Here is a 21,168-nt window from a genome sequence, read left to right as displayed (position 1 = left end):
GAAGGCCGGAAGTCGAGTGGAAACTTTTTATGCCGCAGCGCCGGTCGGCGCTGGCCTCAGCCGATCGCGTCGAGGAACCGCTCGGGGCGCAGGATGCGCGTGCGCCCAACCTGACGCACCGACAGAAGCTGCCGGTCCACCGTCACCAGCCAGTCGGCGTCGGCGGCCAGCGCTACGGCCAGGAACATGTCGTCGTCGGGGTCGCGGCACAACCGCTCCACCGGGACGGGCTCGACCCGCCGGGCCTCCGCGGCGAAGGCCGTCAGGAACGCGATCCGCTCCGCCGCCGGGCGGTAGCGGTCGAAGTTGGGGCGCAACAGCACCGTGCACAGTTCCGTCAGGGTGGCGTCGGACACGAAGGCGGCGCCCCGCAGGCGCACCGCCTCGACGCTGCGTTGGATGGCCAGGCTGCGGCGAGGCACCTCAGATCCCAGCAAGGCGTAGCCGATAAGAATGTTGGTGTCCAAAACGGCGCGGAAGGCCTGGACCGCGTGGTGGGGGGTGGCGGTCATGCGCCCGTCGGCTCCATGGGCCGGTCAGCCCTTGCGGGTCAGCAGCAGGGCGGTCAGGTCGTCGTCGATGGGACCGATGGCGCGCAGTCGCTCCAGCAACCCGTCCAGGAGGCGACCGCCGTCCGTCTCGCCCATCCGCTCGGCGACCAGGGCGGCAAGGCCCGGCTCGTCCAAGACGTCGTTGCCGACCGGGATTTCGATGGCTCCGTCCGAATAGAGGAACAGGCGCCCGCCGGGGGGCAGGGGGAGGGAGCGCTCCTCATACTCCGCCGAGGCCAGCAGACCGAGCGGCAGGCCGGCGCTGTCGCCCAGCAAAGGCGCGGAATCGCCGGGCGCCCAGACCATCGGGCGCGTGGACCCGGCCGAGGCGTAGACAAAGCGGTTTTCCGCCGGCTCGACCACCCCGGCCAGCATGGTGGCGAACTGCCCGTTGGGAAGCAGCGCGCACAGCCGCCGGTTGACGGTGGCCAGGAACTCGGCCGGAGTCAGGCCGGACACGTCCATCTGCTGGCAGATGGCGTGCAGTCGGAAGGTGTTCAGCGCCGCGCCGACGCCGTGACCGGAGAAATCGACCATGTAGAGCATGGTCCGGCTTGGTCCCCGCTCACCGGCGTCGTGCCGCAGGTCCCAGAAATCGCCGCCCAGCTCCGACGAAGGGGCGAAATGGGCGGCGATGTCCACCCCCGCCGCGGCTTCCGCCTCGGCCAGCCGCTCCGGCGACGGCATCAGCCGTTCCTGCATTTTGCGGGCGAGCGACAGTTCGCTTTCCGTCCGATCGCGGAAACACTGGAGGTCGTGGAGCAGCGCGCGGTTCTGCAGGTGGATGCGCACGCGGGCCAGCAGCTCGACCGCGTTGATCGGCTTGGTCACATAGTCGGTGGCCCCGGCGGCGAAGGCCTTGGCGCGGTCTTCCGCCCGGTTCAGGCTGGATTGCACGAGGACCGGCAGATCCTTCCAGAGGGGGATCGCGCGCAGGCGACGGCACATCTCGAACCCGTCCAGGTTCGGCATCATCAGGTCGAGCAGGATCAGGTCGGGCCGGAAGGTGCCCAGCCGGGCCAGAGCGTCGTTGCCGTCCTCCGCCATCTCGATGCGGGTGACGCCGCCGCGTTCCAGCAGGGCCTGGAGCAGATGGCGGTTCACGCGGTTGTCGTCCACCACCAGGACGCGGGCCGTTTCCAGCCCCGGAACCTCCGGCAGCTCGTTCATCGCGCCCCCCCGCGTCCGATCCAGACCAGCGTGTGGTCGTCGAGCGGCACGTCGCCCTGGGCGGCGGCGAGCGCCGCAGTTACCGCCGCGAAGGCATCGCCATCCTCGCCGCCGCCAGCCGCGGTGTTCCGGACGGCGGCGCTCCGCAGCAGGTCGGCGAGACCGCCGTCGCGCCCGCCCAGCGCCTCCAACACGGCGGTCGAGTGCAGGACCAACGCCGAGTCCGGCGGGAAGGGCAGGCTGCGCTCCTCGAAGCAGGTGCCCGCGGCGACGCCCACCGATTCGTCGGCCCCCTCGCCGAAGACCAGCGCCGCGTTGTTCGGGGGGAGCAGTACCGGTGGCGCCGCCGCCGCCGCCGCGTAGGTGAAGCGCTCCGCCGCGGCGTCCACAACGCCGTAGATCACCGTGGCGTGCTGCCCAAGCTCCAGGAGGCAGACCGCCCGCTCGTTGAGTTCGGTCAGGAAGGCGCCGGGCCGCTCGCCAAACTGGGGCGCCAGCTCATGGATCAGCGTGTGCATGCGGAAGGCGTTCAGCGCCGCCGACACGCCGCGCCCGGCCATGTCGAGCAGGAACAGCCCGAACCGCCCGCCCGCCAGCGGCAGCACCCCCCAAAGGTCGCCGCCGAGGTCGGAGGACAGCGCCGTGTGCGAGCGCAGCGTCACCCCGGCGCTGTCCGTCAGCGCGGCGCACAGCGTCGGAGAGGGCAGCAGATGGTCGTACATGGAACGGGCCATCGCCAGCTCCCCCTCGACCCGCGCCCGGTAGGTCTGCAGGTCGCGGATCAGCACCCGGTTCTGCAGGTGGATGCGCACGCGGGCGACCAGCTCGGTCCGGTCCAGCGGCTTGGAGATCAGGTCGGTGGTGCCGGCGGCGAAAGCGCGGTTGCGGTCGTCGCTGGAGGACAGGGCGGTCTGCACCAGCACCGGGAGGTCGGCGTAGGCGTGGTCGGCGCGCAGGCGGCGGCACACCTCGAATCCGTCCATCCCCGGCATCATGATGTCGAGGATCAGCAGGTCCGGCGCCTCCGCGGTGATCTGGGCCAGCGCGTCGAAGCCGTCCCTGGCGTAGGCGACGTTCTGGAAGCCGGCTTCGCCGAGCAGGGCGCCGATCAGCGTGCGGTTGAAGTCGGTGTCATCCACCACCAGGATGCGGCAGGCGGCGATGGCGTCGTCCATCAGAGGGGGAACCTCATGCGGATGCGGCGCCCGCCGTCGAGAAGCTGAAGCTCCTCGACGATGGCGGCGATCAGGTCGAGCCCGCGGCCCGAGGCGCCGTAGTCGATGCGCTCCGGCCGGGCGAAGCCGGTTCCCTCGTCGGCGACCTCCACCACCGCGCAAGCGCTCTCCAGCCAGGCGGCGACTTCGATCCGGCGCTCGGCGAAGGCGGGGTCGGCCATGCGCGCCGCCAGATCGTGGGAGAAGCGCTCCAGCGCCTCCACGCTCAGCCCCTTCATGCCTTCGACCTGAAGGTTGCCGTGGACCACCGCGTTGCTGATCGCCTCGTGCAGCGCCAGCTCCATGTCGTCGCGCTGGGCATCCGGCATGGGGTGCAGGGCGACCAGCCCGGTCAGGATGCGGCCGGCCAGATGCAGGCGGTTGGCGGTCACCGTCGTCACGCAGGCGAACAGGTCGGCGCGGGCGGCGCGGCGCGCGGCCTCGACGATCTGGTCGTCGGACAGGCCGGCGAGCTCGATCCAGGCGCCATAGGGCCGCTGCCAGAACTCCGGCGCCTCCACGGCGCCGGCGTCGCCCACCAGAAGCAACACGGAGGCGCCCAACGCCTTCCCCATCGGAGAGCCGGGTCGCCGGGGCGGAAGCCGAAGCGCCGCCGACAACCGGTCCAGCCGGTCGGCCGGCACGCCCAGGCCTTGCAGGGCGGCGACATGGGTGGGGGACGGGACCAAAGGGTTCAGTCCTCGATCGTGACGATCTTGTTGAGCTGGGCCACCGTCAGCACGCGCTTGACCTGCCCGGCGGCGGAGCGCAGGACGAGCTGCTTGTCCGCGTTCGCCATTTCCTCCCGCGCGATCAGCAGCATGCCGATTCCCGCCGAATCGACGAATTCCAGCGTGGAGAGGTCGAGCACCTGACGTTTGGCCTTGTTCTGCAGCATCTCCCGGATCAGGGCGCGCAGCTTGGCGTGGTCGTTGAAGGTCAGGCGACCGCGCAACCGAACCAGGGTCTCCTGCTCCTTGTCCTCAATTCCGTAGTCCATCGGTCCGGTGTTCCTGAAGGGTGTTCCTGAAGGGGCATTGCGGCGGCTGGCCTTTGCGGACCACGCCAGAATGGAGCAAGACTGGTTGGGGATTCCAGAGAATCCCTTGATTTCAGAAAAGTTCGATGTCGCCGCCGGAACTGTCGTCCTGGCCGGCATCGACGTCAAGGACGCCATGCTCGTCCAGCGCCGTCCCTTCCAGCAGCAGACGGCGCACGAAGCGCTGGCGCATCTCGCTCAGCTTGAAGCGGCCCAGCAGTTCGTCGAGCCATTCCTGCGGAACCTGCGGCCCCAAGGAAGCGGGCATTTCGACGCGGGTGCGGTTTTCCAGCTCGTTCAGCCCCTCCGCCATGATGGCGAGGCTGTCGTTGATGGCCTCCAGCCGCTGCTTGGTCAGGTCCTGGAACTGCATCCCGGTGACCATGCGGCTGATGGTGGCGGACATGTCCGACGACACGGTCGCCGCCGTCTCCAGCACCGCCTGGAAGTGGTTGGTCTGGTCGACGAGGCTGTCCATGGTCTTGTCCACCCGCTCCTTGGCGAGCATCTGCGGGGACATGTCGGTGTCGGCGATCTGGCGCAGGATGTCGTGGCCGTTGCGCACGCCCTTGACCACCGCGGTGACCTTGGAGCGCATGCGGTCGGCCAGCGCGCCGGTGTTGCGGGAGAGGTGGCGCACCTCCTGCGCGACCACCGCGAAGGTGCGGCCGGCCTCGCCGGCGCGGCTCGCCTCGATGGTGGCGTTCAGCGCCAGGAAGTTGGTCTGGCGGTTGATGGCGTCGATGTCGCCGATCGACTTCTCCAGCTCCGCCACGTCCTTCTGCACGTCGTCCAGCAGATACACCATGCTCATGGCGTGGCGCGACAGCGTGACGATGTTGGAGATCATGTCCGCGATCATCTGCTGCATGCCGGTGACCAGCTGGTCCATCGGCACCCGCTCCCCGTCGATGGAGACGGAGCCGGCCATGCCGACGATCTGCTCCACCCGCTCCGACTGCTGCATGGCCTTCTCGGCCAGTTCGCGGAAGCGGTGGGAGAGGTCAAGCGTGGCGTCCTCGACCGTCGAGGAGGTGCGGGTCAGCTCGTTCTGCACCGCCTCCAGCGTGCGGCGCTGGATGTCGGCGTAGCCCATCCAAGTCGCCAGAAGCTCGCCGGTCACCGGGATCTTCGCGCCGATCTCGGGCAGGCTGTGCACGGGAGCGTCGTCGTCGGGAAGGTCCGGCTTCTCCGGTTCCGGTCCGGCTTCCAGGCGGGGCGCGCGGCCGTAGAAAGACATGGTGCTGCTCCTCAGTTCGCGCGCGTGCGGTGTTCGCCGATGGCGTCGAACGCGCGCAGCATCTCGGCCGGTATCTGCGCCAGCGGCAGTTCGACGGCGACCGCCCCGGCTTCCCGGGCGGCGCGCGGCATGCCGTAGACGACGCAGCTCGATTCCTGTTCGCCGATGGTATAGGCCCCCGCGTCGCGCATCGCCAGCATGCCCGACGCCCCGTCGCGGCCCATGCCGGACAGGATCACCCCCACCGCGTTCGCCCCCGCCGCCTTGGCGACGGAGGAGAACAACACGTCCACCGACGGGCGGTGGCCGCTGACCGCCGGCCCGTCCTGGATGTGGCAGGAATAGCCCTGGGCGTCGCGGATCACCACCAGATGCCGGTCGCCGGGGGCGATGTAGACCTTGCCCTGGACCAGCCGGGCGCCCTGGGTGGCGACCGCCACCGACGGCGGCGAGATGCGGTCGAGCCGGGCGGCGAAGCTGGGGACGTAGCTGGGACCCATGTGCTGGGTGATGACGATGGGCGGGCAGTCGGCGGGCATGACCGCCAGCACGTCGCGGATGCGCTCCACCCCGCCGGTCGAGGCGCCGATGGCGATGAAGCGGGTGCCCGACCCGGCGCGGTGCGGCGTCTGGAGGGGAGAGGCCGAGGGCTTGGGCCGCCGCATCGACAGGCGGGCGGTGGCGGCGATGCGGATCTTGCCGACCAGCTCGTGGGCCATCGCCTCGAAGCCGTGGCCCTCGGAGCCGTCGGGCTTGGCCACGCAGTCCACCGCGCCGATCTCCAGCGCGCGGATCGTCGCCTCCGACCCTTCCTGGGTCAGGGAGGAGACCATGACGACCGGCGTCGGGCGCAGCGTCATGATCTTTTCCAGGAAGGACAGCCCGTCCATCCGCGGCATCTCGACGTCCAGCGTGACGACGTCCGGGTTGGTCCGCTTGATGACGTCGCGCGCCTCGTAGGGGTCGCGGGCGACGCCGACCACCTCGATGCCGGGCTCGTCCGAGATGACGGCCTTCAGCATCTCCCGCATCAGGCTGCTGTCGTCCACGATCACGACGCGGATGGATCGTGTCATGGCTCAGTCCTCCCCGAACAGTTCCACGTCGCCCTCGATCGGCTGGTGCCGCAGGGTGGAGCGGAAATGCAGTTCCTGGTTCGCCGTCTCCGACAGGGCCTCGGGCCGCAGCATCTTGCGCATGGCCCGGCCGGTGTGGGGAAAGTAGTGGATGCGCCGGGCCGAGGCGCCGCCGAGGTCCTGGCCCATCAGCTTCAGCCCCTCCCGCCGGACGTAGTCGAGCGCGAAGGCGGCGTTGCGCTGGCCGACGTCGAAGCTGGAATCGATGACGCGGGCGCCGCCGAACAGCTTGACCTCCAGCCGCCCGCGCTGGGCGCCGCGGGCCAGCAGATCGTTGATCAGCCGTTCCATGGCGACCGAGCCGTAGCGCGCCGCCGCCCCGGTGCCGGCGTCCTCGGACTCCGGCACCTCGGGCAGCAGGAAATGGTTCATGCCGCCGATCGCCGTCGCCGGGTCGTGGACGCAGGCGGCCACGCAGGAGCCCAGCGTCGTCACCATCATCACGTCGGAGCGGTCGCTGACCAGATGATGGCCGAGGAAGACCTTCATCGTGTGGGCGCGGAACTGCGGGTGGAAGTAGCCGCCGGTCTGCCGGGCCTCCGCCGCGCGGCGGCTTGCGAATGCGGTCATGCGTCACAGCCTCCGGTAGATGGTGGGGCCGGTCTGGCGGAAGCGGTCCGACACGCCGTACAGGCTTTCCGAATGGCCGAGGAACAGATAGCCGCCGGGCTCCAGCATGCGGGCGAAGTTGCCGATGACCTGGGTCCGCCCGACGCGGTCGAAATAGATCAGCACGTTGCGGCAGAAGATCGCGTCGAACGGCCCCTTCATGGGCCAGTGCTCCAGCAGGTTCAGCGGCTTGAAGGTGATCAGCCGCTTCAGCTCCTCTTCCATCGCCACCATCGGCTCGCCGCCCTCGCGCTGGCGCCGGGTGAAGCGGTCGCGCAGGGGGGCCGGGATGCTGTTCGCCAGATCGGCGGGATAGACGCCGCGCCGGGCGGTGTCGACCATGTGGGTGTCGATGTCGGTCGCCAGGATCTTCGCGTCCCAGCGCCGCAGCTCCGGCCCGAAGCTGGAGGCCAGGACCATGGCGATGGTGTAGGGCTCCTGCCCGGAGGAGCAGCCGGCGGACCAGATGCGCAGCCGCGGGTGGGAGGACTCCCCGGCGTGGCGGGCGCGCATCTCCGGCACCGCGGTCTTCGCCAGGAAGTCGAAATGGTGCGATTCGCGGAAGAAGCTGGTCAGGTTGGTGGTCAGGGCGTTGACCAGGAAGCCGACCTCGTTCGCCCCCTCCTCGCTCTCCAGCAGGGCGCAGTAGCTGTCGAAATCGGTCAGGCGCAGGTCGCGCAGCCGCCGGGCGAGGCGGGAATAGACCATCTCGATCTTGTGCGGGGCCAGCGCGATCCCGGCGAGCTGGTAGAGCATGCGGGCGATGAAGTCGAAGTGCCGCCGCTCGAACGGGAACTCCCGCCGGCCGGAGGTCGCCGCGGGGATGGCGCCGCGGTCGGCTGAGTCGGGAGAAGGGCTGGGGGCGGTCGTCATGCCGCCCGCCCGCGGGCCAGTTCGCGCGCGCCGTGGGGCTGGCCGGCATCCAGGGAGAAGAAGGCCATCTGCTGGCGGAGCTGCCCGGCCTGCTCCTCCAGCGAGCGGGCGGCGGCGGTGCTTTCCTCGACCAGTGCCGCGTTCTTCTGGGTCATCTCGTCCATCTGGGCGACGGCGGTGTTGACCTCGTCCAGGCCGGACGCCTGCTCGGCGGTGGCGCGGGCGATCTCCGACACGAGGTCGGCGACCCGCGCGATGCCCGCCACGATGTCGGTCAACGAGGAGCCGGCGGAGCGGACCAGCTCCACTCCGTCCTTGACCTGCGCCCCGCTGTCGAGGATCAGCGTCTTGATCTCCTTGGACGCCTGGGCGGAGCGCTGGGCGAGGTTGCGCACCTCCTGCGCCACCACGGCGAAGCCGCGCCCGGCGTCGCCGGCCCGCGCCGCCTCGACCGCCGCATTCAGCGCCAGCAGGTTGGTCTGGAAGGCAATCTCGTCGATCACCCCGATGATGTCGGAAATCTTCTGCGACGAGCGCTCGATCCCACGCATCGCCTCCACGGCGCTGGCGGCGACCTGGCCGCCCTTCTCGGCGGCACGGCGGGCGTCGTTGGCGAAGGCGTTGACCTGCTGGGCGTTGTCGGCGTTGGAGCGGACGGTGGCCGCCAGCTCCTCCATGCTCGCCGCCGTCTCCTCCAGCGAGGAGGCCTGCTGCTCGGTGCGCTCGGACAGGTCGAGGCTGCCGTCGGCGATCTCGCGGCTGGCGGCGGCGATGGATTCGGCGGCGCCGTTGATGCGGCGGACGATCTCCGACAGCTTTTCCGCCGTGCCGTTGAAATCGTCCTTCAGGCGCAGGAACACGCCCTCGTACGGCTTGTCGATGCGCCGCGACAGGTCGCCCTGGGACAGCGATTCCAGCATGGCGGCCAGATCCTCGGTCACGCCGGAGACGTTGCCGGCCAGCCGGTTCATGCCCTCGCTGACCAGCCGGAAGAAGCCGGTCTTGCCGTCGAGCGCGATCCGCTGGCTGAAATCGCCGCGCACGGCGCTGTCCACCATGGCGGCGATCTCCGCCTCGATGGACAGCTCGGCGGTCAGGTCGCGCCATTCGACGACGAGGCCCAGCTTCTCGCCGTGGCGCCCGGCGACCGGGCTGGCGGTGATCTCGAAGCTGCGGCGGCCCGCCTTCACCATGCCCTTGAAGGGGCTGGCGAGGCCGCTCAGGCTGCTGCGCAGGCGCGGAGCCTCGGTGTCGAGCGCGTCCAGAGTCGTCCCGATCAGCCCGGCGGCGTCGAAGGCGGGCAGGGCTTGGCGCAGGTCGCTCTCGGCGGCCTTGAACATCGCCAGCGCGGCGGCGTTGCAATAAGTGACGGTCCCGTCCTCGCCCACCGTCATGATGCAGGACGACACGCGATCGAGCGCGATCCCCGCCCGCACGGCGGTCACCGCGTCCTCCTTGAAGGCGGCGACGGCGCGGGCCATCGCGCCCAGCTCGTCGCGCCCGTCGGTGTGGGGGACGGTCACCGACAGATGGCCGTCGCTGAGGTCGGTCATCACCTTGCGGATGCCCTGGACCGGGCCGGTGATCGAACGGGCGATGACCTGCGCGGCGCCGATGCCCAGCAGCAGCGACAGGCCGCCCAGAACCAGGGCCAGCAGGACGCTGTTCTCCACCTCGGCCTCGGCGCGGGTCTCGATCCCCTTCTGCTCGGCCTGGATGGCGGCGGCGATGGACTCCAGCGTCGCGGTCAGGGCGGTGACGACCTTGGCGACGACCTGGGCGCGCAGGCGGTCGATCTCCTTGTCGGCGGCGACGGCGTCGCGGAAGGCGGTGCGGTAGCCCGGCGCCCGTTCCGCCACCTCGCGCAGCATCGCCGCCACGCCGGGTTCGGTCAGCAGGGCCTGCGCCTCGCGCACATGCTCCAGCATCTCGTCCAGGTTCTTTTCCATCGGCCCCGCGGCGGCGGCGTCGCGCATGCCGAGCGCCCGGTTGGCGAAGAGGCGGCTCAGCACCCAGTGCTTCTCCATCTCCTCCCCGACCAGGGCGGCGTCCTTGTCGCCGGTGGCCTGGGCGCCTTCGACGATGCGCTCCAGCGTCGCGGTGATCTGGGTGCCCAGCGGGTCCATGGTCTGGCGGATGGCGGCGTCGTAGCGGTCGCGGACGACGCGGATCGCCTCGAACTGGGTGTGGTATTCGCTGTGCAGCCGCGCCAGCTCGGCGAAGGCCGCCGCCTGGCTGGAGCGCTGGATGGCCGCGCCGTGGGCGGCCAGCGCCTGATCGAACTCGGTGCGCAGCGCGCGCTGGCGGTTGAGCGCGGCGGGGTCGCCGGACACCAGATAGTCGCGTCCGTGGATGCGCTGGTTGGCGAGGCGGGCCGAGAGATCCTTGGCGAAGGTGGCGATCTCGCCGCCGGTGAGCACCGCGTCGACGCTGCCGTTCAGGCTGCGGATGCTCAGCAGGCTGGCGGCGACCTGGGCGGCCAGCAGGGTGAGCAGGAGCGCGAAGGCCAGCCACAGCCGCTTCGAGATTCCCATCGCCCCGACGAACGAACCGACCCCTTTCGCCATGCCATCCCCCTTGCCCGCCGCGTCGTACCGGCGTTAGCCCTTATTTGAAACAAACCCGTGTGAAAAGCCGCGACATGACGCACCCCTGTCGGCACCTGTGTGGGCACCTCCGTGGGGCGCTGTTCAGGACGCCCGCTCCAGCGCCGGCAGGGCCTTGGTCGCCGAGTCCAGCTCGCTGTTCTCCACCGAGAACAGCTTCTCGACGCTCAGCAGCGTGACCATGCGGTCGTCGGCGGTGTAGAGGCCGCTGAGATACTCGGCGTCGACCATGCCCCCGTCCACGTCGGGCGGCGGCTTGATGGCGTCGTGGCCGATCGCCAGGATGTCGGAGATGGCGTCGACCAGGATGCCGCGGGTGCGTTCCCCCACCTGGATCACCACCACGACGTGGCGCTTGGTGACCGACGTGGCGCCGCCGCCGAAGCGGGCGCGCAGGTCGAAGATGGGGATGATGATGCCGCGCAGGTTGATGACGCCGCGCACATAGTCCGGCAGGTTCGGCAGGCGGCTTTCCGGCGTCCAGCCGCGGATTTCGCGGACCGACAGGATGTTGACGCCGTACTCCTCGCTGCCGACGGTGAAGGTGACGTACTGCTCCTCGGCGGCGTTGACCGCCATGACGTCGTTGCGGGCGTCGGTGCGGCTACCGCCGACGGTGGCGAGCGCGGTGGAACTGCTCATCGCTGTGGCCTCAGACCGGTTCGAGTGCGGGTGCGGGCAGCGCGGCCGCCGGCGAAGACGGCGAACGCGGCGCCCTGGAATCCATGTGCCGGCTCATCTCGCGCAGGCCGGCGACGTCCAGGATCAGGGCGACGCGCCCGTCGCCCAGGATGGTCGCGGCGGCCACGCCGTCGAGGCGGCGGAAGTTCGCTTCCAGGCTCTTGATGACGACCTGCTGCTGGCCCAGCACCTCGTCCACGACGAGGCCGAGGCGGGAGCCGTCCTCCGTCTCCACCAGCACGACCAGCGCGCGGGTGGGATCGGCGACGGCGCCGGGGATGCCGAACAGCTGGTGCAGATAGACCAGCCGCACATACTCGCCGCGGGCCATCATCACGTCGCATTTGCCGACCAGCCCGTGCAGGTCCGCCGCCTTGGGGCGCAGGCTCTCCACGATGTTGGTCAGCGGCAGGACGAAGCGCTCCTCGCCGACCGAGATCACCATGCCGTCGAGCACCGCCAGGGTCAGCGGCAGCGACAGCACGAAGCGCGAGCCCTCGCCCGGCGTGGAGTAGACGCCGATGCGCCCGCCGAGCGAGGTGATGTTCCGCCGCACCACGTCCATGCCGACACCGCGTCCCGACAGGTTGGACACCTGATCGGCGGTGGAGAAGCCGGGCAGGAAGATCAGGTTGTCGATTTCCTCGTCCGACAGGGCGGCGCCCGGCTGGACGAGCCCCTTCTCGATGGCCTTGGACAGCACCTTTGGCCGGTTGATGCCGCGCCCGTCGTCGGTGATCTCGATGACGATGCGGCCCGAGCGGTGCTGCGCCGACAGGTGCACGGTGCCGGCGCGCGGCTTGCCGACCCGCTCCCGCTCCTCCGGCCCCTCCAGCCCGTGGTCGATGGAGTTGCGGATCATGTGGGTCAGCGGATCGACGAGGTTCTCCACCACCGTCTTGTCCACCTCCGTCGTCTCGCCGCTGGTGACGAGCTGGACCTCCTTGCCGGTGGTGGCGGCGCATTCGCGGACCAGCCGCGGCATGCGGGAGAAGACGCTCGACACCGGCTGGGCGCGGATCGACATCACGCTCTCGCGCAGCTCGCGGGTGTGCTGGGCCAGTTGCTCCAGCCCCTCCAGAAGCTCCTGGAACTCGCCGGGCGGCAGCTCCCGCACATGCTCGGCGATCATCGCCTGGGTGATGACCATCTCGCCGACCATGTTGACCAGCCGGTCGATCTTGTCGAGATCGACGCGGATGGTGTGGCTGGTCAGCCCGGCATGCTCCGCCCCGCCGCCGTTGGGGCGCGGGCGGGCGGCCTCGGCCTTCGGGGCTTCGGCCTTGGGAGTCTCCGGGACCGCCGCGACCACCGCCGGCGGGGTGGCCGTGGCGACGGGCACCGGATCGGTGACGGGCGGCGCCTCGGGGGCGGCGGGCGGCGGGGCCTCCGCGGTGATGCGGATGTCGCAGTCGTCGGCCACGAACTCGAAGACGTCGTTGATCTTGTCCAGATCGATGTCCGGATCGGCGATCAGTGTGACCGTCCAGGAGAGGTGGAGAAGCTCCGCCTCCAGGTTCTGGAGGTTGGGCAGGGCGTTGGTGTGGCACTCGACGGTGGCGTCGCCCAGCCGGCGCAGCGCGCGCAGCATGAAGGCCGGTTCGTTGCCCGACATCAGCAGGTCGGAGCGCGGCCGGAAGACGATGGTCCAGCGCAGCTTGCCGGGGGGAACCGGGTCCTCCTCCGCACGGGCGGCGGCGATGGCGGCCATGGCGTCGCCGAACAGCCCGGCCTCGTCGTCCTCGTCGTCAGCGTAGACGGGAGCGGGCGGCGGAGCGGCGGGAGCGGCCGCCGGAGCCTGGACCTGCGGAGCCCCGCCCGAAAGATGGCGGCGCAGGGCGGCCACGGTGCCGTCGGTGGTCCCCGCCGGGGCGGGGTCGCCCTCGCGCGCGTAGGCCAGCATCTGGCCCAGCAGGTCGTTGGCGCGGATCAGCGTGTCCACAAGCTCCGTCGTGACGGGGACGGTGTTGTTGCGCACCCCGTCCATCACCGTCTCGAACTCGTGCGCGAAGGCGACCAGTTCGGTGAAGCCGAAGGCGCCGCCACCGCCTTTGATGGAATGGACGGCGCGGAAGATGGCGTTGACCTCGTCGGAATCGACCTCGCCCGGCGTCAGCCGCAGCAGGCCGGACTCGGCGACCTCCAGCAGCTCCGCGCTTTCGTCGAAATAGGTTTGCTTGAACCGGCTCAGGTCTTCCACGGGCGCCCCCTCACAAGCCAGGACGCGGCGTCAGCCGCACACCTTCTGCACGACGGAGATCAGCTTCTCCGGGTTGAAGGGCTTCACGATCCAGCCGGTCGCCCCCACCGCGCGGCCTTCGGACTTCTTCTTCTCGTCGGCCTCGGTGGTCAGCATCAGGATGGGCAGCGTGCGGTGCGCCGGGGTGGCGCGCAGGCGGCGGATCAGGGTCAGCCCGTCCATCACCGGCATGTTCAGGTCGGTGATGACGAGGTCCACCTTGTTGGCGCCGATGACGCCCAGCGCCTGCTGGCCGTCGGCGGCCTCCACCACGTCGTAGCCGGCGCCCTTCAGCGTGAAGGAGACCATGTCCCGCATGGTCCGCGAATCGTCGACGGTGAGTACCTTCTTCTTCACGCTTGGCTCCATTGCTTCAACCAGCCGTCCAGCCCCAGATCCTCGCAGGCTTCCGCCAGGACCTCGGACGGCTGGGCGATGGCGAACGTACGGTTCTGTTCGGCGGCGTGCCGGGAGGCGACCAGAAGCGCCTGGACGCAGGCGGTGCTGACCCGTTCCACGGCCAAGGCCTCGGCGATGACGGTTTGGGACGCGGCGAAGCCGGCGCGCAGGCTGTCCAGCAGGGGCTGCGCCATGGCGAGGTCGAGGTCGCTGGGCAGGCCCAGCCGCACCGTTCCCCCCTCGTCGCTCCACTTGATCAAAGTCACCGCCCGTCTCCTTGCAACCCGACCGGGCAACGCCCCGTCCGGAAGACTGATCATGTCCGGCATTTGGTAAAAAACCTGCCTGAAACACGTATAAGGATTCGTTAAGGCAACTGGACTGACCTGTGTCAACCGGAGCGCGTTCCGGCGGTGTGGTCCGGTTCTTTCGCAAGTTGATCGTTTTGTGACACGGCTGTTGCCGCTGTCGCCAAAGGAACGGTGAAGGCGAAGGTGGCGCCCTGGCCGGGGACGCTGTCGACCCGGATGCGGCCGCCGAGATGCTCGACGATGCGCTTGCTGATGGCCAGCCCCAGACCGGTGCCCTGCGGCTTGTCGGTCATGGTGTCGCCGACCTGCCGGAAGCGGTCGAAGACGATGGCCTGATGCTCCGCGGCGATGCCGGGGCCGCTGTCGGTGACGGACACGCGCAGGGCGTCGCCCTCCGCCGCGACGGCCAGCGCGGCCCGGCCGCCCGCCGGGGTGAATTTCGCGGCGTTGGAGAGCAGGTTCACCGCCACCTGGACCAGCCGGTCATGGTCGCCGCGCACCGGCGGCAGGCCGTGCGGGATGGTGACGGCCAGCGCGATGCCGCGCTCGTGGAACAGCCGGGCGGTGGCCGCCGCCGCCTGCTCCAGCGCGGCCCCGAGGTCCATCGGGCGGACCTGCCAGTCGATTTCTCCGGCCTCGATCTTCGCCATGTCGAGGACCTGGTTGATCAGGCGGGTCAGCCGCTCGCTCTCGGTGATGACGAGGCCGAGGAACTCCTGCCGCTGCTCCAACTCGATGTCGGGGTTGTCGTGCAGGACCTCGGTCAGGGCGCGGATGGAGGTCAGCGGCGTGCGCAGCTCGTGAGTCACGGTGGACAGGAACTCGTCTTTCAGCCGGTCCAGCTCCGTCAGCCGCTCGTTGGCGGCGCGGAGCGCGGCCGACGCGCGCTGCAGCTCCGCCGTCCTGTGTTCGAGCTGGCGGCTGTACTCGATGACGTGGCTGGTCTCGTCGAGCATCCGCATCAGCTCGGGGTAGCTGACCTCGCCGCCCTCCACCGCCGAGGCCAGCGCCACCCGCGCCGAGGCGGCGCCGATCGCACCGGCGAGCAGCCGTTCGGCGAAGCGCACCAGCTCTGCCCCGGCCCGGCGGTCCGGCTCCAGCGGCCCGTTGCGGCGGACATACTGGGCGAAGGCGGCCTCCGCGCGCTGCGGACCGAGGAAGCGCGCGACGATCCGTTGCAGGTCGCCGACCGTGGCGGTGCCGCGCCAGACGCCGGCGGGCAGGGGGGTGTCGCGGTGCTGGAACACCTCGACGAAGGCGGTGGCCTGCGCCCGCTCGCCCAGGCCGGGCCGGTCGAGCAGGGAGACCACGACGTAGAGGCCGATGTTGAGCAGCATGCTCCAGAACAGGGCGTGGGTCAGCGGGTCCATGCCGTCCAGCCCGAACAGGGCGTAGGGCCGCAGCAGGGCGACGCCCCACGGCCCCTGGTCGATGAAGGAGGCGGGCAGCCAGCCGGACCGCGCGAAGCTGGGCAGCAGCAGCGTGTAGGCCCAGATCAGGATGCCGGTGCCGAGGCCGGCCAGCGCGCCGCGCCGCGTCGCCCCCGCCCAATAGACGCCGCCGATCAGCGCCGGGGCGAACTGCGCCACCGCCGTGAAGGAGATCAGGCCGATGGCGCTCAGCGCGTAGGCCGAGCCGGCGATGCGGAAATAGAGGTAGCCGAGCAGCAGGATCGCCAGGATGGCGGCGCGCCGGATGGTCAGCAGCAGCGGCGACAGGTCATGCAGCCGCTCCAGCCGGGCGCTGCGGGCGCGCAGCAGCAGCGGCATCACGATGTCGTTGCACACCATGGTGGACAGCGCGATGGCCTCGACCACGATCATGCCGGTGGCCGCCGACAGCCCGCCGATGAAGGCGAGCAGGGCCAGCCACTCGTTCCCGGCGGCCAGCGGCAGCGCCACGACGAACATGTCCGGGTCCACCGCCCGGTCGGGAAACCGCATCAGCCCGGCCACCGCCACCGGGAGGACGAACAGGTTGATGAGCAGCATGTAGAGCGGGAACAGCCACAGGGCGCGGGTCAGGTGCCGCTCGTCCACATTCTCGATCACCGTCACCTGGAACTGGCGGGGCAGGCAGAGCACCGCCGCCATCGACAGCAGCGTCATGGTCAGCCACGACCCGTCCGCCAGCGCCGGGGCGGAGGTGAAGAGGGTGCGGATCTCCGGATGCTCCGCCGCCTTGGCGAACAGCTCGGTCGGGCCGTCGTGCAGCCCCCAGACCACCGCCGCGCCGACCGCCAGGAAGGCCACCAGCTTGACCACCGATTCGAAGGCGATGGCCGCCACCATGCCCTCGTGATGCTCCGCCGCGTCGATGTGGCGCGTGCCGAAGATGATGGCGAAGGCCGCCATGACCACCGCCACGTAGAAGGCGTTGTCCAGGACGACGGGCAGGGACAGGCCGCCGGTGGCGCCGGACGGGTCGGTGCCCCACAGCACGTCGAAGCTGACCGCCACGGCCTTGAGCTGCAGGGCGATGTAGGGCGTCACCCCGATCACCGCGGTCAGCGCCACCAGCCCGCCCAGCCCCTGGCTGCGCCCGTAGCGCGACGCGATGAAGTCGGCGATGGAGGTGATGCGCTGCGCCTTGGCGATGCGCAGGATCTTGCGCAGCACCAGCGGCCCCAGCAGCATCAGCAGGGTCGGGCCGAGATAGATCGGCAGGAAGCCGATGCCCAGCGACGCCGCCCGCCCGACCGAGCCGTAGAAGGTCCAGGTCGTGCAGTAGACCGCCAGCGAGAGCGCGTACACGTACGGCGACGCGATGACGCTGCGCCCGCCATCGGCCCGCCGGTCCGCCCACCAGGCGATGGCGAAGAGGAGGAGCAGGTAGGCGAAGCTGGCGGCGACGATGGTGGGCCAGGGCATCTCAACGCCCCCTGCGTTCCAGAAGCACCGCCGACAGCGCGATCACCCCGCCCCACACCCCCAGGGCGTACACGTACAGCAGGGGCAGGCCGAACAGCGTGTCCCCGGCGCCGAAGACGCGCAGCAGCGGCGGGTTGAAGGCGACCACGCCGAACAGGAACAGCGCGATCAGGCGGTCGGCGCCCGCCCGGCGCGGTGGAGGGGGTGCGGGTTGCGGGGCAGGACCCCCGGTCAAAAGGCGCGCTCCCGCGCCGCCAACTCGACGATGATGTTGGCGCCGCGGATGGCGTCGTCGAGCGTGCGGACGTCGCGTTCCTTGAGCATCTCGACCATGCGCAGGAAGACCGCGGCGGTGACGAGGCTGTCACCCAGCGCCGTGTGGCGGTCCACCACCTCGATCCCCAGCCGCTCGGCGATGCCGTCCAGCGTGTGGTCGCCGCCTTCGCCGAGCAGCATCCGCGACAGCAGCATGGTGTCGAGCACCGGGCTGTCGAACCGCACGCCCGAGGCCCGCTCCTTCATCTTCAGGAATTTCAGGTCGAAGGCGGCGTTGTGGGCGATCAGCACCGCGCCCGACACGAAGCCGCGGAACTGCGGCAGCACCTTGTCGATGGTCGGCTTGTCGGCGACCATCGCGTCGGTGATGCCGTGGAAGGGGATCGATTCCGGCGGGATGGTCCGCTTCGGGTTGACCAGCGTGTTGAAGGTCTCGCCGGTCAGGATGCGCCCGCCGACGACGCGCACGGCGGCGATCTGGATGATCTCGTCGCCGGTGCTGGGCGACAGGCCCGTCGTCTCGGTGTCGAAGACCACGTAATGGAGTTGGTCGAGCGGCGTGCGGCCAAGTTCGCTGGTGGCCAGCGGCTGGTGCAGCAGGTTGAAGTCGAAGAATTCCGGCCGCGCCCCGCCGCGCGCCGCGATGTGGGCGGAGGGCGGCTTCAGCGCGGGCGGCAGCGGCACGCGCAGGCGCGACAGCAGCTCGCCTTCCGCCCCCGGCCCTTTCACCGGCTCGCTCCACATCGTGCTCTTGTGGTGCTGGAGGACGTCGCCGACCGTCAGCCCGCCCAGCGCGTCGGGCAGCGGGTGGTCGAGCCAGCTGTCCACGATGCCGCTGGGCACCGACGGGCCGCGCCAAGTGATGTCCAGATAGACCCAGCTGTCCCCCGGCTCCACCGACAGGTCGTAGGCGGGAACCCCGGTCAGCGCGTAGACGTACTCGATCAGATAGCCGAACAGGATGACGAGGCTGTAGCTGTCGCCGTGCACCCATTGCGGCAGGCCGGTCAGCGTCACGCCGTACTGCGCCTCCGGCCCGACCCGGTGGCGGATCAGGTTGATGAGGTTGGTGGAGTGGATGTCGCTCATCGGCCAGGAGCCGGTGACGACGCTGCGGTATTCGTTGGTGACGCGGGCCAGCCGCTCCGACAGGGTGTTGGACGACTCCATCAGCGCGGCCTGGAAGGCGGCGCGCTCCTCCGGCCCCAGCTCCGGCGTGTCGTCCAGCGTCTCCAGCACGGCGCGCAGGTTGGCGATGGGGGCGCAGAAGCCCTCCGTCGCCTCGCGCAGCAAGGCGTCGCGCTGGCCGAGCGCGGCCAGTTCGCTGGTCGCGTCCGACAGCGTGATGACGTAACCGGTGATGGTCGGCGGCTCGTCCGACCCCTCCGGCGGGTCCTGCAGGATGGCGCTCATGCGCCCGGCTAGCAGGGTGCGCCCGTCGGTGGTGGCGCCGACGAACTGGGCGGTGGTGCCGTGCTCGTGGTTGACGTGCCGTCCCTCGCGCACGCGGAGCGTCAGCCGCTCCAGCGTGTGGATGACCGGCTCCGCCACCACGAAATGCAGCAGCGAACGGCCCAGCCCGAGGTCGCCGGCCAGATGCAGGATGTCGAGCGCCGTCTGGTTGTAGAGCAGGATCTGGTGCTTGAGGTTGCAGACCAGGACGCCTTCATGCAGGTCGCGCAGGACGGCGGCCAGCCGGGTCTTCTGCTCCTCCGCCTTGGCGGTCGACTCCGCGACGGTGCGGGCGGTGTCGCGGCGGGCGGCGGCCAGCTTGTCCGACAGCTCGTTGACCGCCTTGGCCACCGGGGCGAGGTCGCCGTAGCGGGCCAGCGGAATGCGCGCTCCGGTCTTGCCGTCCGCGGTGCCATGGGCGATCAGCCCGGCCTCGCGGCTCAGCGTCTCCGAGGCGCGCAGCAGACGCCGGTCGACCAGACTCCACAGGCCCCAGACCGCGGCGGTGACGGCGGCGGTCATGGTGACGGCGTAGGTGACGAAGGCGTTGGGGTCGTTGTTGGCGCTGAAGCCGACCGCGGCCCCCGCCGACAGAAGGGGCAGGCCGACACCCGCGGCGCGGAAGGCCAGGGGGATGATCCGGCGCGGCTCCGCCGGGGTGGCTGCCGGAGCGGCGGTTCCGGCACTTCCGGCGGTCGCCGGGGCGCTCATGGCTGAGGCTCCGCGGTTCCGCCCGGCGCGCTGTCCCGGTTGCTCTCGGGGGTCAGGTACTTGCGGACGGTGGTGACGAGGTCGCGGGTCGAGAAGGGCTTGGTGATGTAGTCGGTGGCGCCCAGCGCCATGCCCTTCTGACGCTCCACGTCGCGGCTCTTGGCCGTCAGCATGATGATGGGCAGCGACTGGTAGGCGGGGTTGGCCCGCAGCGACTGGCAGACGTCGAACCCGTCGCGCCGCGGCATCATGGCGTCCAGCAGGATCAGATCGGGCGTGCTTTCCGCAACCGATTCAAGGGCTTCCTCGCCATTGCGGGCGATGCGCACGGCAAAGCCCGCCTTCTGCAGCAGGACCTGCAGGGACAGGACGATGCTGGGCTCGTCGTCGGCGACCAGGATCGTCGGCTTCATACCAGGGTTTCCTCCGGTTCGCCGGTCTGATGCGCCGGCTTCTTGCGGCTGCGCTTGTTCTAATATGCGTGCCTGTTCAATCCCATGTTAGCGGCAAGGAGAAGGACAGATCAAGACGCAGCCCGCCTGCAATGCCGAAATTGCGGGCGGGCGTTCCGAAAGGAAAGAAGCGGAATAGAGGGAAGCGACAGTTTGTCGCGGCGCCGCCGTTGCCTGCGGTCAGCGCGTCGAGACGACGATGGGCTGCGCTTCCACCTTGCCCTTCAGCGACGCGGCGGCCTGACGGGCGGCGGCGGTGTCGGCGTAGCCGCCGACGCGGACGACGTGCCAGGACCGCTGCTCGGCGTCGGTCCAGTCCAGCGCGTAGGCGTTGAAGCCGAGACCGCGCAGGCGGCGGACCAGCCCTTCGGCGTTGTCGGCCTGCTGGAAGGACCCGACCTGCACGGTGTAGCGCCCGTCCGGAGCGCTGGCGGACGCCGGCGGTGTCAGCACGCCCGACGATGGCGCCGTAGAGGGCGCCGTGGCGGGCGCCGTTGAGGCGGTCCTGGGCGTCGGCTTGGCGGGCTGCGGCGCCGGGCGGGCGGCGGCTGGACGCTGGCCGGCGCCCGGCGGGGGCGGGGCCGACAGCATGGCCTGAAGCTCCGCCGTTTCCGCGGACTTCACGGGAGCGGGCGCCTTGGCAGGCTCGGCCGGGGGCGGGGCGATGGTCGAAGCCGGCGGATGCGCCGGGGGCTTCGCGCTCTCCACCGTTTCCACGGGGTGCGGCGCGGGTTCGGCCGGCTTGGCGGCGGCGGGAGCGGGCGACGGCAGGACCGGCGGTTCCGGCACTTTCAGCGCCGGCGGCGGAATCTGCGGCAGCGCCATGGGTGGCGTGACCACCGTGGGCGGTGCGACGATGGTTTGCGTCTGCATCGGCGTCTGCTGGGACGGTGCAGGAGCGGGCGCCGTGCGGGTGATCAACGCTTCCGGTTTTGCCGGAGTCACGGTGCCGGGCGAGGCGCCGCCGGGGGCCGGGGCGCTGGGGACGGCGGTGATGAGTGGCGCTGGGGGCGCGGACGGCGCCTCCCCGCCCTGGTCCAGCATCACGACGACCGCTCCGATGCCGATGGCGGCGGCGAGCGCCGCGGCGATCTTGCCGATGGGCAGGTGCCGCTCCGCCTTCCGTCCGGTGTCCGGAGACAGGAGATCGTCGTCGTCTTCCGCCGGATCGGCCTTCAGATCGTCGTTGAGGGCGCGCAGAAGGCGGGCGATGTCATCCCCGGGCTCCGTCACGGCGGCGGGGGTATCCGCCGTCTGGCCGGCGGCCTTCATCTCATCCTTGAACGTCACGGCGGCGTGCGCACCCAGTTGAAGATCGCAAGGAATCGGCAGTCACGGG

Annotated in this window: 19 protein-coding genes; all 19 read right to left on the bottom strand. The window is 70.5% G+C overall.

Annotation, left to right across the window (positions count from 1 at the left end; genetic code table 11):
* Positions 1–56: 56 nt before the first annotated feature.
* Entirely contained in the window at positions 57–512 is a 456-nt protein-coding gene (locus FHW79_RS25115) for a putative toxin-antitoxin system toxin component, PIN family (RefSeq protein WP_183181425.1), read from the bottom strand.
* A gap of 24 nt (positions 513–536) precedes the next feature.
* Positions 537–1,721 carry a fused response regulator/phosphatase gene (locus tag FHW79_RS25110; RefSeq protein ID WP_183181424.1) on the bottom strand — a complete coding sequence of 395 codons (1,185 nt, stop codon included), beginning with the start codon at positions 1,719–1,721 and terminating at the stop codon, positions 537–539.
* Positions 1,718–2,896 (bottom strand): response regulator, encoded by a 1,179-nt coding sequence (locus FHW79_RS25105; RefSeq protein ID WP_183181423.1) that lies wholly within the window; start codon positions 2,894–2,896, stop codon positions 1,718–1,720. Before FHW79_RS25105 ends, FHW79_RS25110 begins: the two co-directional genes overlap by 4 nt.
* Positions 2,896–3,624, bottom strand: a complete 729-nt coding sequence (locus FHW79_RS25100) for an ATP-binding protein (RefSeq protein ID WP_183181422.1) — start codon at positions 3,622–3,624, stop codon at positions 2,896–2,898. Before FHW79_RS25100 ends, FHW79_RS25105 begins: the two co-directional genes overlap by 1 nt.
* 5 nt (positions 3,625–3,629) lie before the next feature.
* A complete protein-coding gene (locus tag FHW79_RS25095) occupies positions 3,630–3,935 on the bottom strand; it encodes an STAS domain-containing protein (RefSeq protein ID WP_014241675.1) in 306 nt (101 codons plus the stop codon).
* A gap of 112 nt (positions 3,936–4,047) precedes the next feature.
* Positions 4,048–5,214 carry a methyl-accepting chemotaxis protein gene (locus FHW79_RS25090; RefSeq protein WP_183181421.1) on the bottom strand — a complete coding sequence of 389 codons (1,167 nt, stop codon included), beginning with the start codon at positions 5,212–5,214 and terminating at the stop codon, positions 4,048–4,050.
* An 11-nt stretch (positions 5,215–5,225) separates the two neighbouring features.
* A complete protein-coding gene (locus FHW79_RS25085) occupies positions 5,226–6,290 on the bottom strand; it encodes a chemotaxis response regulator protein-glutamate methylesterase (RefSeq protein WP_183181420.1) in 1,065 nt (354 codons plus the stop codon).
* Between the two features lie 3 nt (positions 6,291–6,293).
* The gene (locus FHW79_RS25080; RefSeq protein WP_183181419.1) at positions 6,294–6,920 is read right to left on the bottom strand and encodes a chemotaxis protein; all 627 of its coding nucleotides are present in this window, start codon (positions 6,918–6,920) and stop codon (positions 6,294–6,296) included.
* Positions 6,921–6,923: 3 nt separating this feature from the next.
* The gene (locus FHW79_RS25075; protein WP_183181418.1) at positions 6,924–7,832 is read right to left on the bottom strand and encodes a protein-glutamate O-methyltransferase; all 909 of its coding nucleotides are present in this window, start codon (positions 7,830–7,832) and stop codon (positions 6,924–6,926) included.
* The gene (locus tag FHW79_RS33360; RefSeq protein WP_183181417.1) at positions 7,829–10,399 is read right to left on the bottom strand and encodes a methyl-accepting chemotaxis protein; all 2,571 of its coding nucleotides are present in this window, start codon (positions 10,397–10,399) and stop codon (positions 7,829–7,831) included. The genes FHW79_RS25075 and FHW79_RS33360 overlap by 4 nt, the downstream gene beginning before the upstream one ends.
* Before the next feature lie 123 nt (positions 10,400–10,522).
* Positions 10,523–11,080 carry a chemotaxis protein CheW gene (locus FHW79_RS25065; protein WP_014241669.1) on the bottom strand — a complete coding sequence of 186 codons (558 nt, stop codon included), beginning with the start codon at positions 11,078–11,080 and terminating at the stop codon, positions 10,523–10,525.
* 10 nt (positions 11,081–11,090) lie between these two features.
* Positions 11,091–13,319 (bottom strand): chemotaxis protein CheA, encoded by a 2,229-nt coding sequence (locus FHW79_RS25060; protein ID WP_183181416.1) that lies wholly within the window; start codon positions 13,317–13,319, stop codon positions 11,091–11,093.
* 30 nt (positions 13,320–13,349) lie between these two features.
* The gene (locus FHW79_RS25055; protein WP_014241666.1) at positions 13,350–13,727 is read right to left on the bottom strand and encodes a response regulator; all 378 of its coding nucleotides are present in this window, start codon (positions 13,725–13,727) and stop codon (positions 13,350–13,352) included.
* Positions 13,712–14,023 (bottom strand): STAS domain-containing protein, encoded by a 312-nt coding sequence (locus FHW79_RS25050; RefSeq protein WP_183181415.1) that lies wholly within the window; start codon positions 14,021–14,023, stop codon positions 13,712–13,714. The genes FHW79_RS25055 and FHW79_RS25050 overlap by 16 nt, the downstream gene beginning before the upstream one ends.
* Positions 14,024–14,148: 125 nt before the next feature.
* Positions 14,149–16,938 (bottom strand): sensor histidine kinase, encoded by a 2,790-nt coding sequence (locus FHW79_RS25045; protein ID WP_183181414.1) that lies wholly within the window; start codon positions 16,936–16,938, stop codon positions 14,149–14,151.
* 1 nt (position 16,939) lies between these two features.
* Entirely contained in the window at positions 16,940–17,173 is a 234-nt protein-coding gene (locus FHW79_RS25040) for a hypothetical protein (RefSeq protein WP_145677281.1), read from the bottom strand.
* On the bottom strand, positions 17,170–19,377 hold the full coding sequence (locus FHW79_RS25035) for an exonuclease domain-containing protein (protein WP_183181413.1): 2,208 nt from the start codon (positions 19,375–19,377) through the stop codon (positions 17,170–17,172). The genes FHW79_RS25040 and FHW79_RS25035 overlap by 4 nt, the downstream gene beginning before the upstream one ends.
* Positions 19,374–19,790 carry a response regulator gene (locus FHW79_RS25030; RefSeq protein WP_183181412.1) on the bottom strand — a complete coding sequence of 139 codons (417 nt, stop codon included), beginning with the start codon at positions 19,788–19,790 and terminating at the stop codon, positions 19,374–19,376. The genes FHW79_RS25035 and FHW79_RS25030 overlap by 4 nt, the downstream gene beginning before the upstream one ends.
* A gap of 219 nt (positions 19,791–20,009) precedes the next feature.
* The gene (locus FHW79_RS33560; RefSeq protein WP_183181411.1) at positions 20,010–21,119 is read right to left on the bottom strand and encodes an SPOR domain-containing protein; all 1,110 of its coding nucleotides are present in this window, start codon (positions 21,117–21,119) and stop codon (positions 20,010–20,012) included.
* Positions 21,120–21,168: the final 49 nt, after the last annotated feature.

The sequence above is a fragment of the Azospirillum sp. OGB3 genome, assembly GCF_014192915.1.
In the GTDB taxonomy this organism is placed as follows: Bacteria; Pseudomonadota; Alphaproteobacteria; order Azospirillales; family Azospirillaceae; genus Azospirillum.
The sequence above is the reverse complement of the archived record's forward strand: the minus strand, read 5'-3'. Positions and strand labels throughout refer to the sequence as shown.

What these genes read in the sequence shown, in the direction of transcription:
- FHW79_RS25115 (WP_183181425.1), bottom strand. Translation starts at nt 512, where the DNA reads ATGACCGCCACCCCCCACCACGCGGTCCAGGCCTTCCGCGCCGTTTTG.
- FHW79_RS25110 (WP_183181424.1), bottom strand. Translation starts at nt 1,721, where the DNA reads ATGAACGAGCTGCCGGAGGTTCCGGGGCTGGAAACGGCCCGCGTCCTG.
- FHW79_RS25105 (WP_183181423.1), bottom strand. Translation starts at nt 2,896, where the DNA reads ATGGACGACGCCATCGCCGCCTGCCGCATCCTGGTGGTGGATGACACC.
- FHW79_RS25095 (WP_014241675.1), bottom strand. Translation starts at nt 3,935, where the DNA reads ATGGACTACGGAATTGAGGACAAGGAGCAGGAGACCCTGGTTCGGTTG.
- FHW79_RS25090 (WP_183181421.1), bottom strand. Translation starts at nt 5,214, where the DNA reads ATGTCTTTCTACGGCCGCGCGCCCCGCCTGGAAGCCGGACCGGAACCG.
- FHW79_RS25085 (WP_183181420.1), bottom strand. Translation starts at nt 6,290, where the DNA reads ATGACACGATCCATCCGCGTCGTGATCGTGGACGACAGCAGCCTGATG.
- FHW79_RS25080 (WP_183181419.1), bottom strand. Translation starts at nt 6,920, where the DNA reads ATGACCGCATTCGCAAGCCGCCGCGCGGCGGAGGCCCGGCAGACCGGC.
- FHW79_RS25075 (WP_183181418.1), bottom strand. Translation starts at nt 7,832, where the DNA reads ATGACGACCGCCCCCAGCCCTTCTCCCGACTCAGCCGACCGCGGCGCC.
- FHW79_RS33360 (WP_183181417.1), bottom strand. Translation starts at nt 10,399, where the DNA reads ATGGCGAAAGGGGTCGGTTCGTTCGTCGGGGCGATGGGAATCTCGAAG.
- FHW79_RS25065 (WP_014241669.1), bottom strand. Translation starts at nt 11,080, where the DNA reads ATGAGCAGTTCCACCGCGCTCGCCACCGTCGGCGGTAGCCGCACCGAC.
- FHW79_RS25055 (WP_014241666.1), bottom strand. Translation starts at nt 13,727, where the DNA reads ATGGAGCCAAGCGTGAAGAAGAAGGTACTCACCGTCGACGATTCGCGG.
- FHW79_RS25045 (WP_183181414.1), bottom strand. Translation starts at nt 16,938, where the DNA reads ATGCCCTGGCCCACCATCGTCGCCGCCAGCTTCGCCTACCTGCTCCTC.
- FHW79_RS25035 (WP_183181413.1), bottom strand. Translation starts at nt 19,377, where the DNA reads ATGAGCGCCCCGGCGACCGCCGGAAGTGCCGGAACCGCCGCTCCGGCA.
- FHW79_RS25030 (WP_183181412.1), bottom strand. Translation starts at nt 19,790, where the DNA reads ATGAAGCCGACGATCCTGGTCGCCGACGACGAGCCCAGCATCGTCCTG.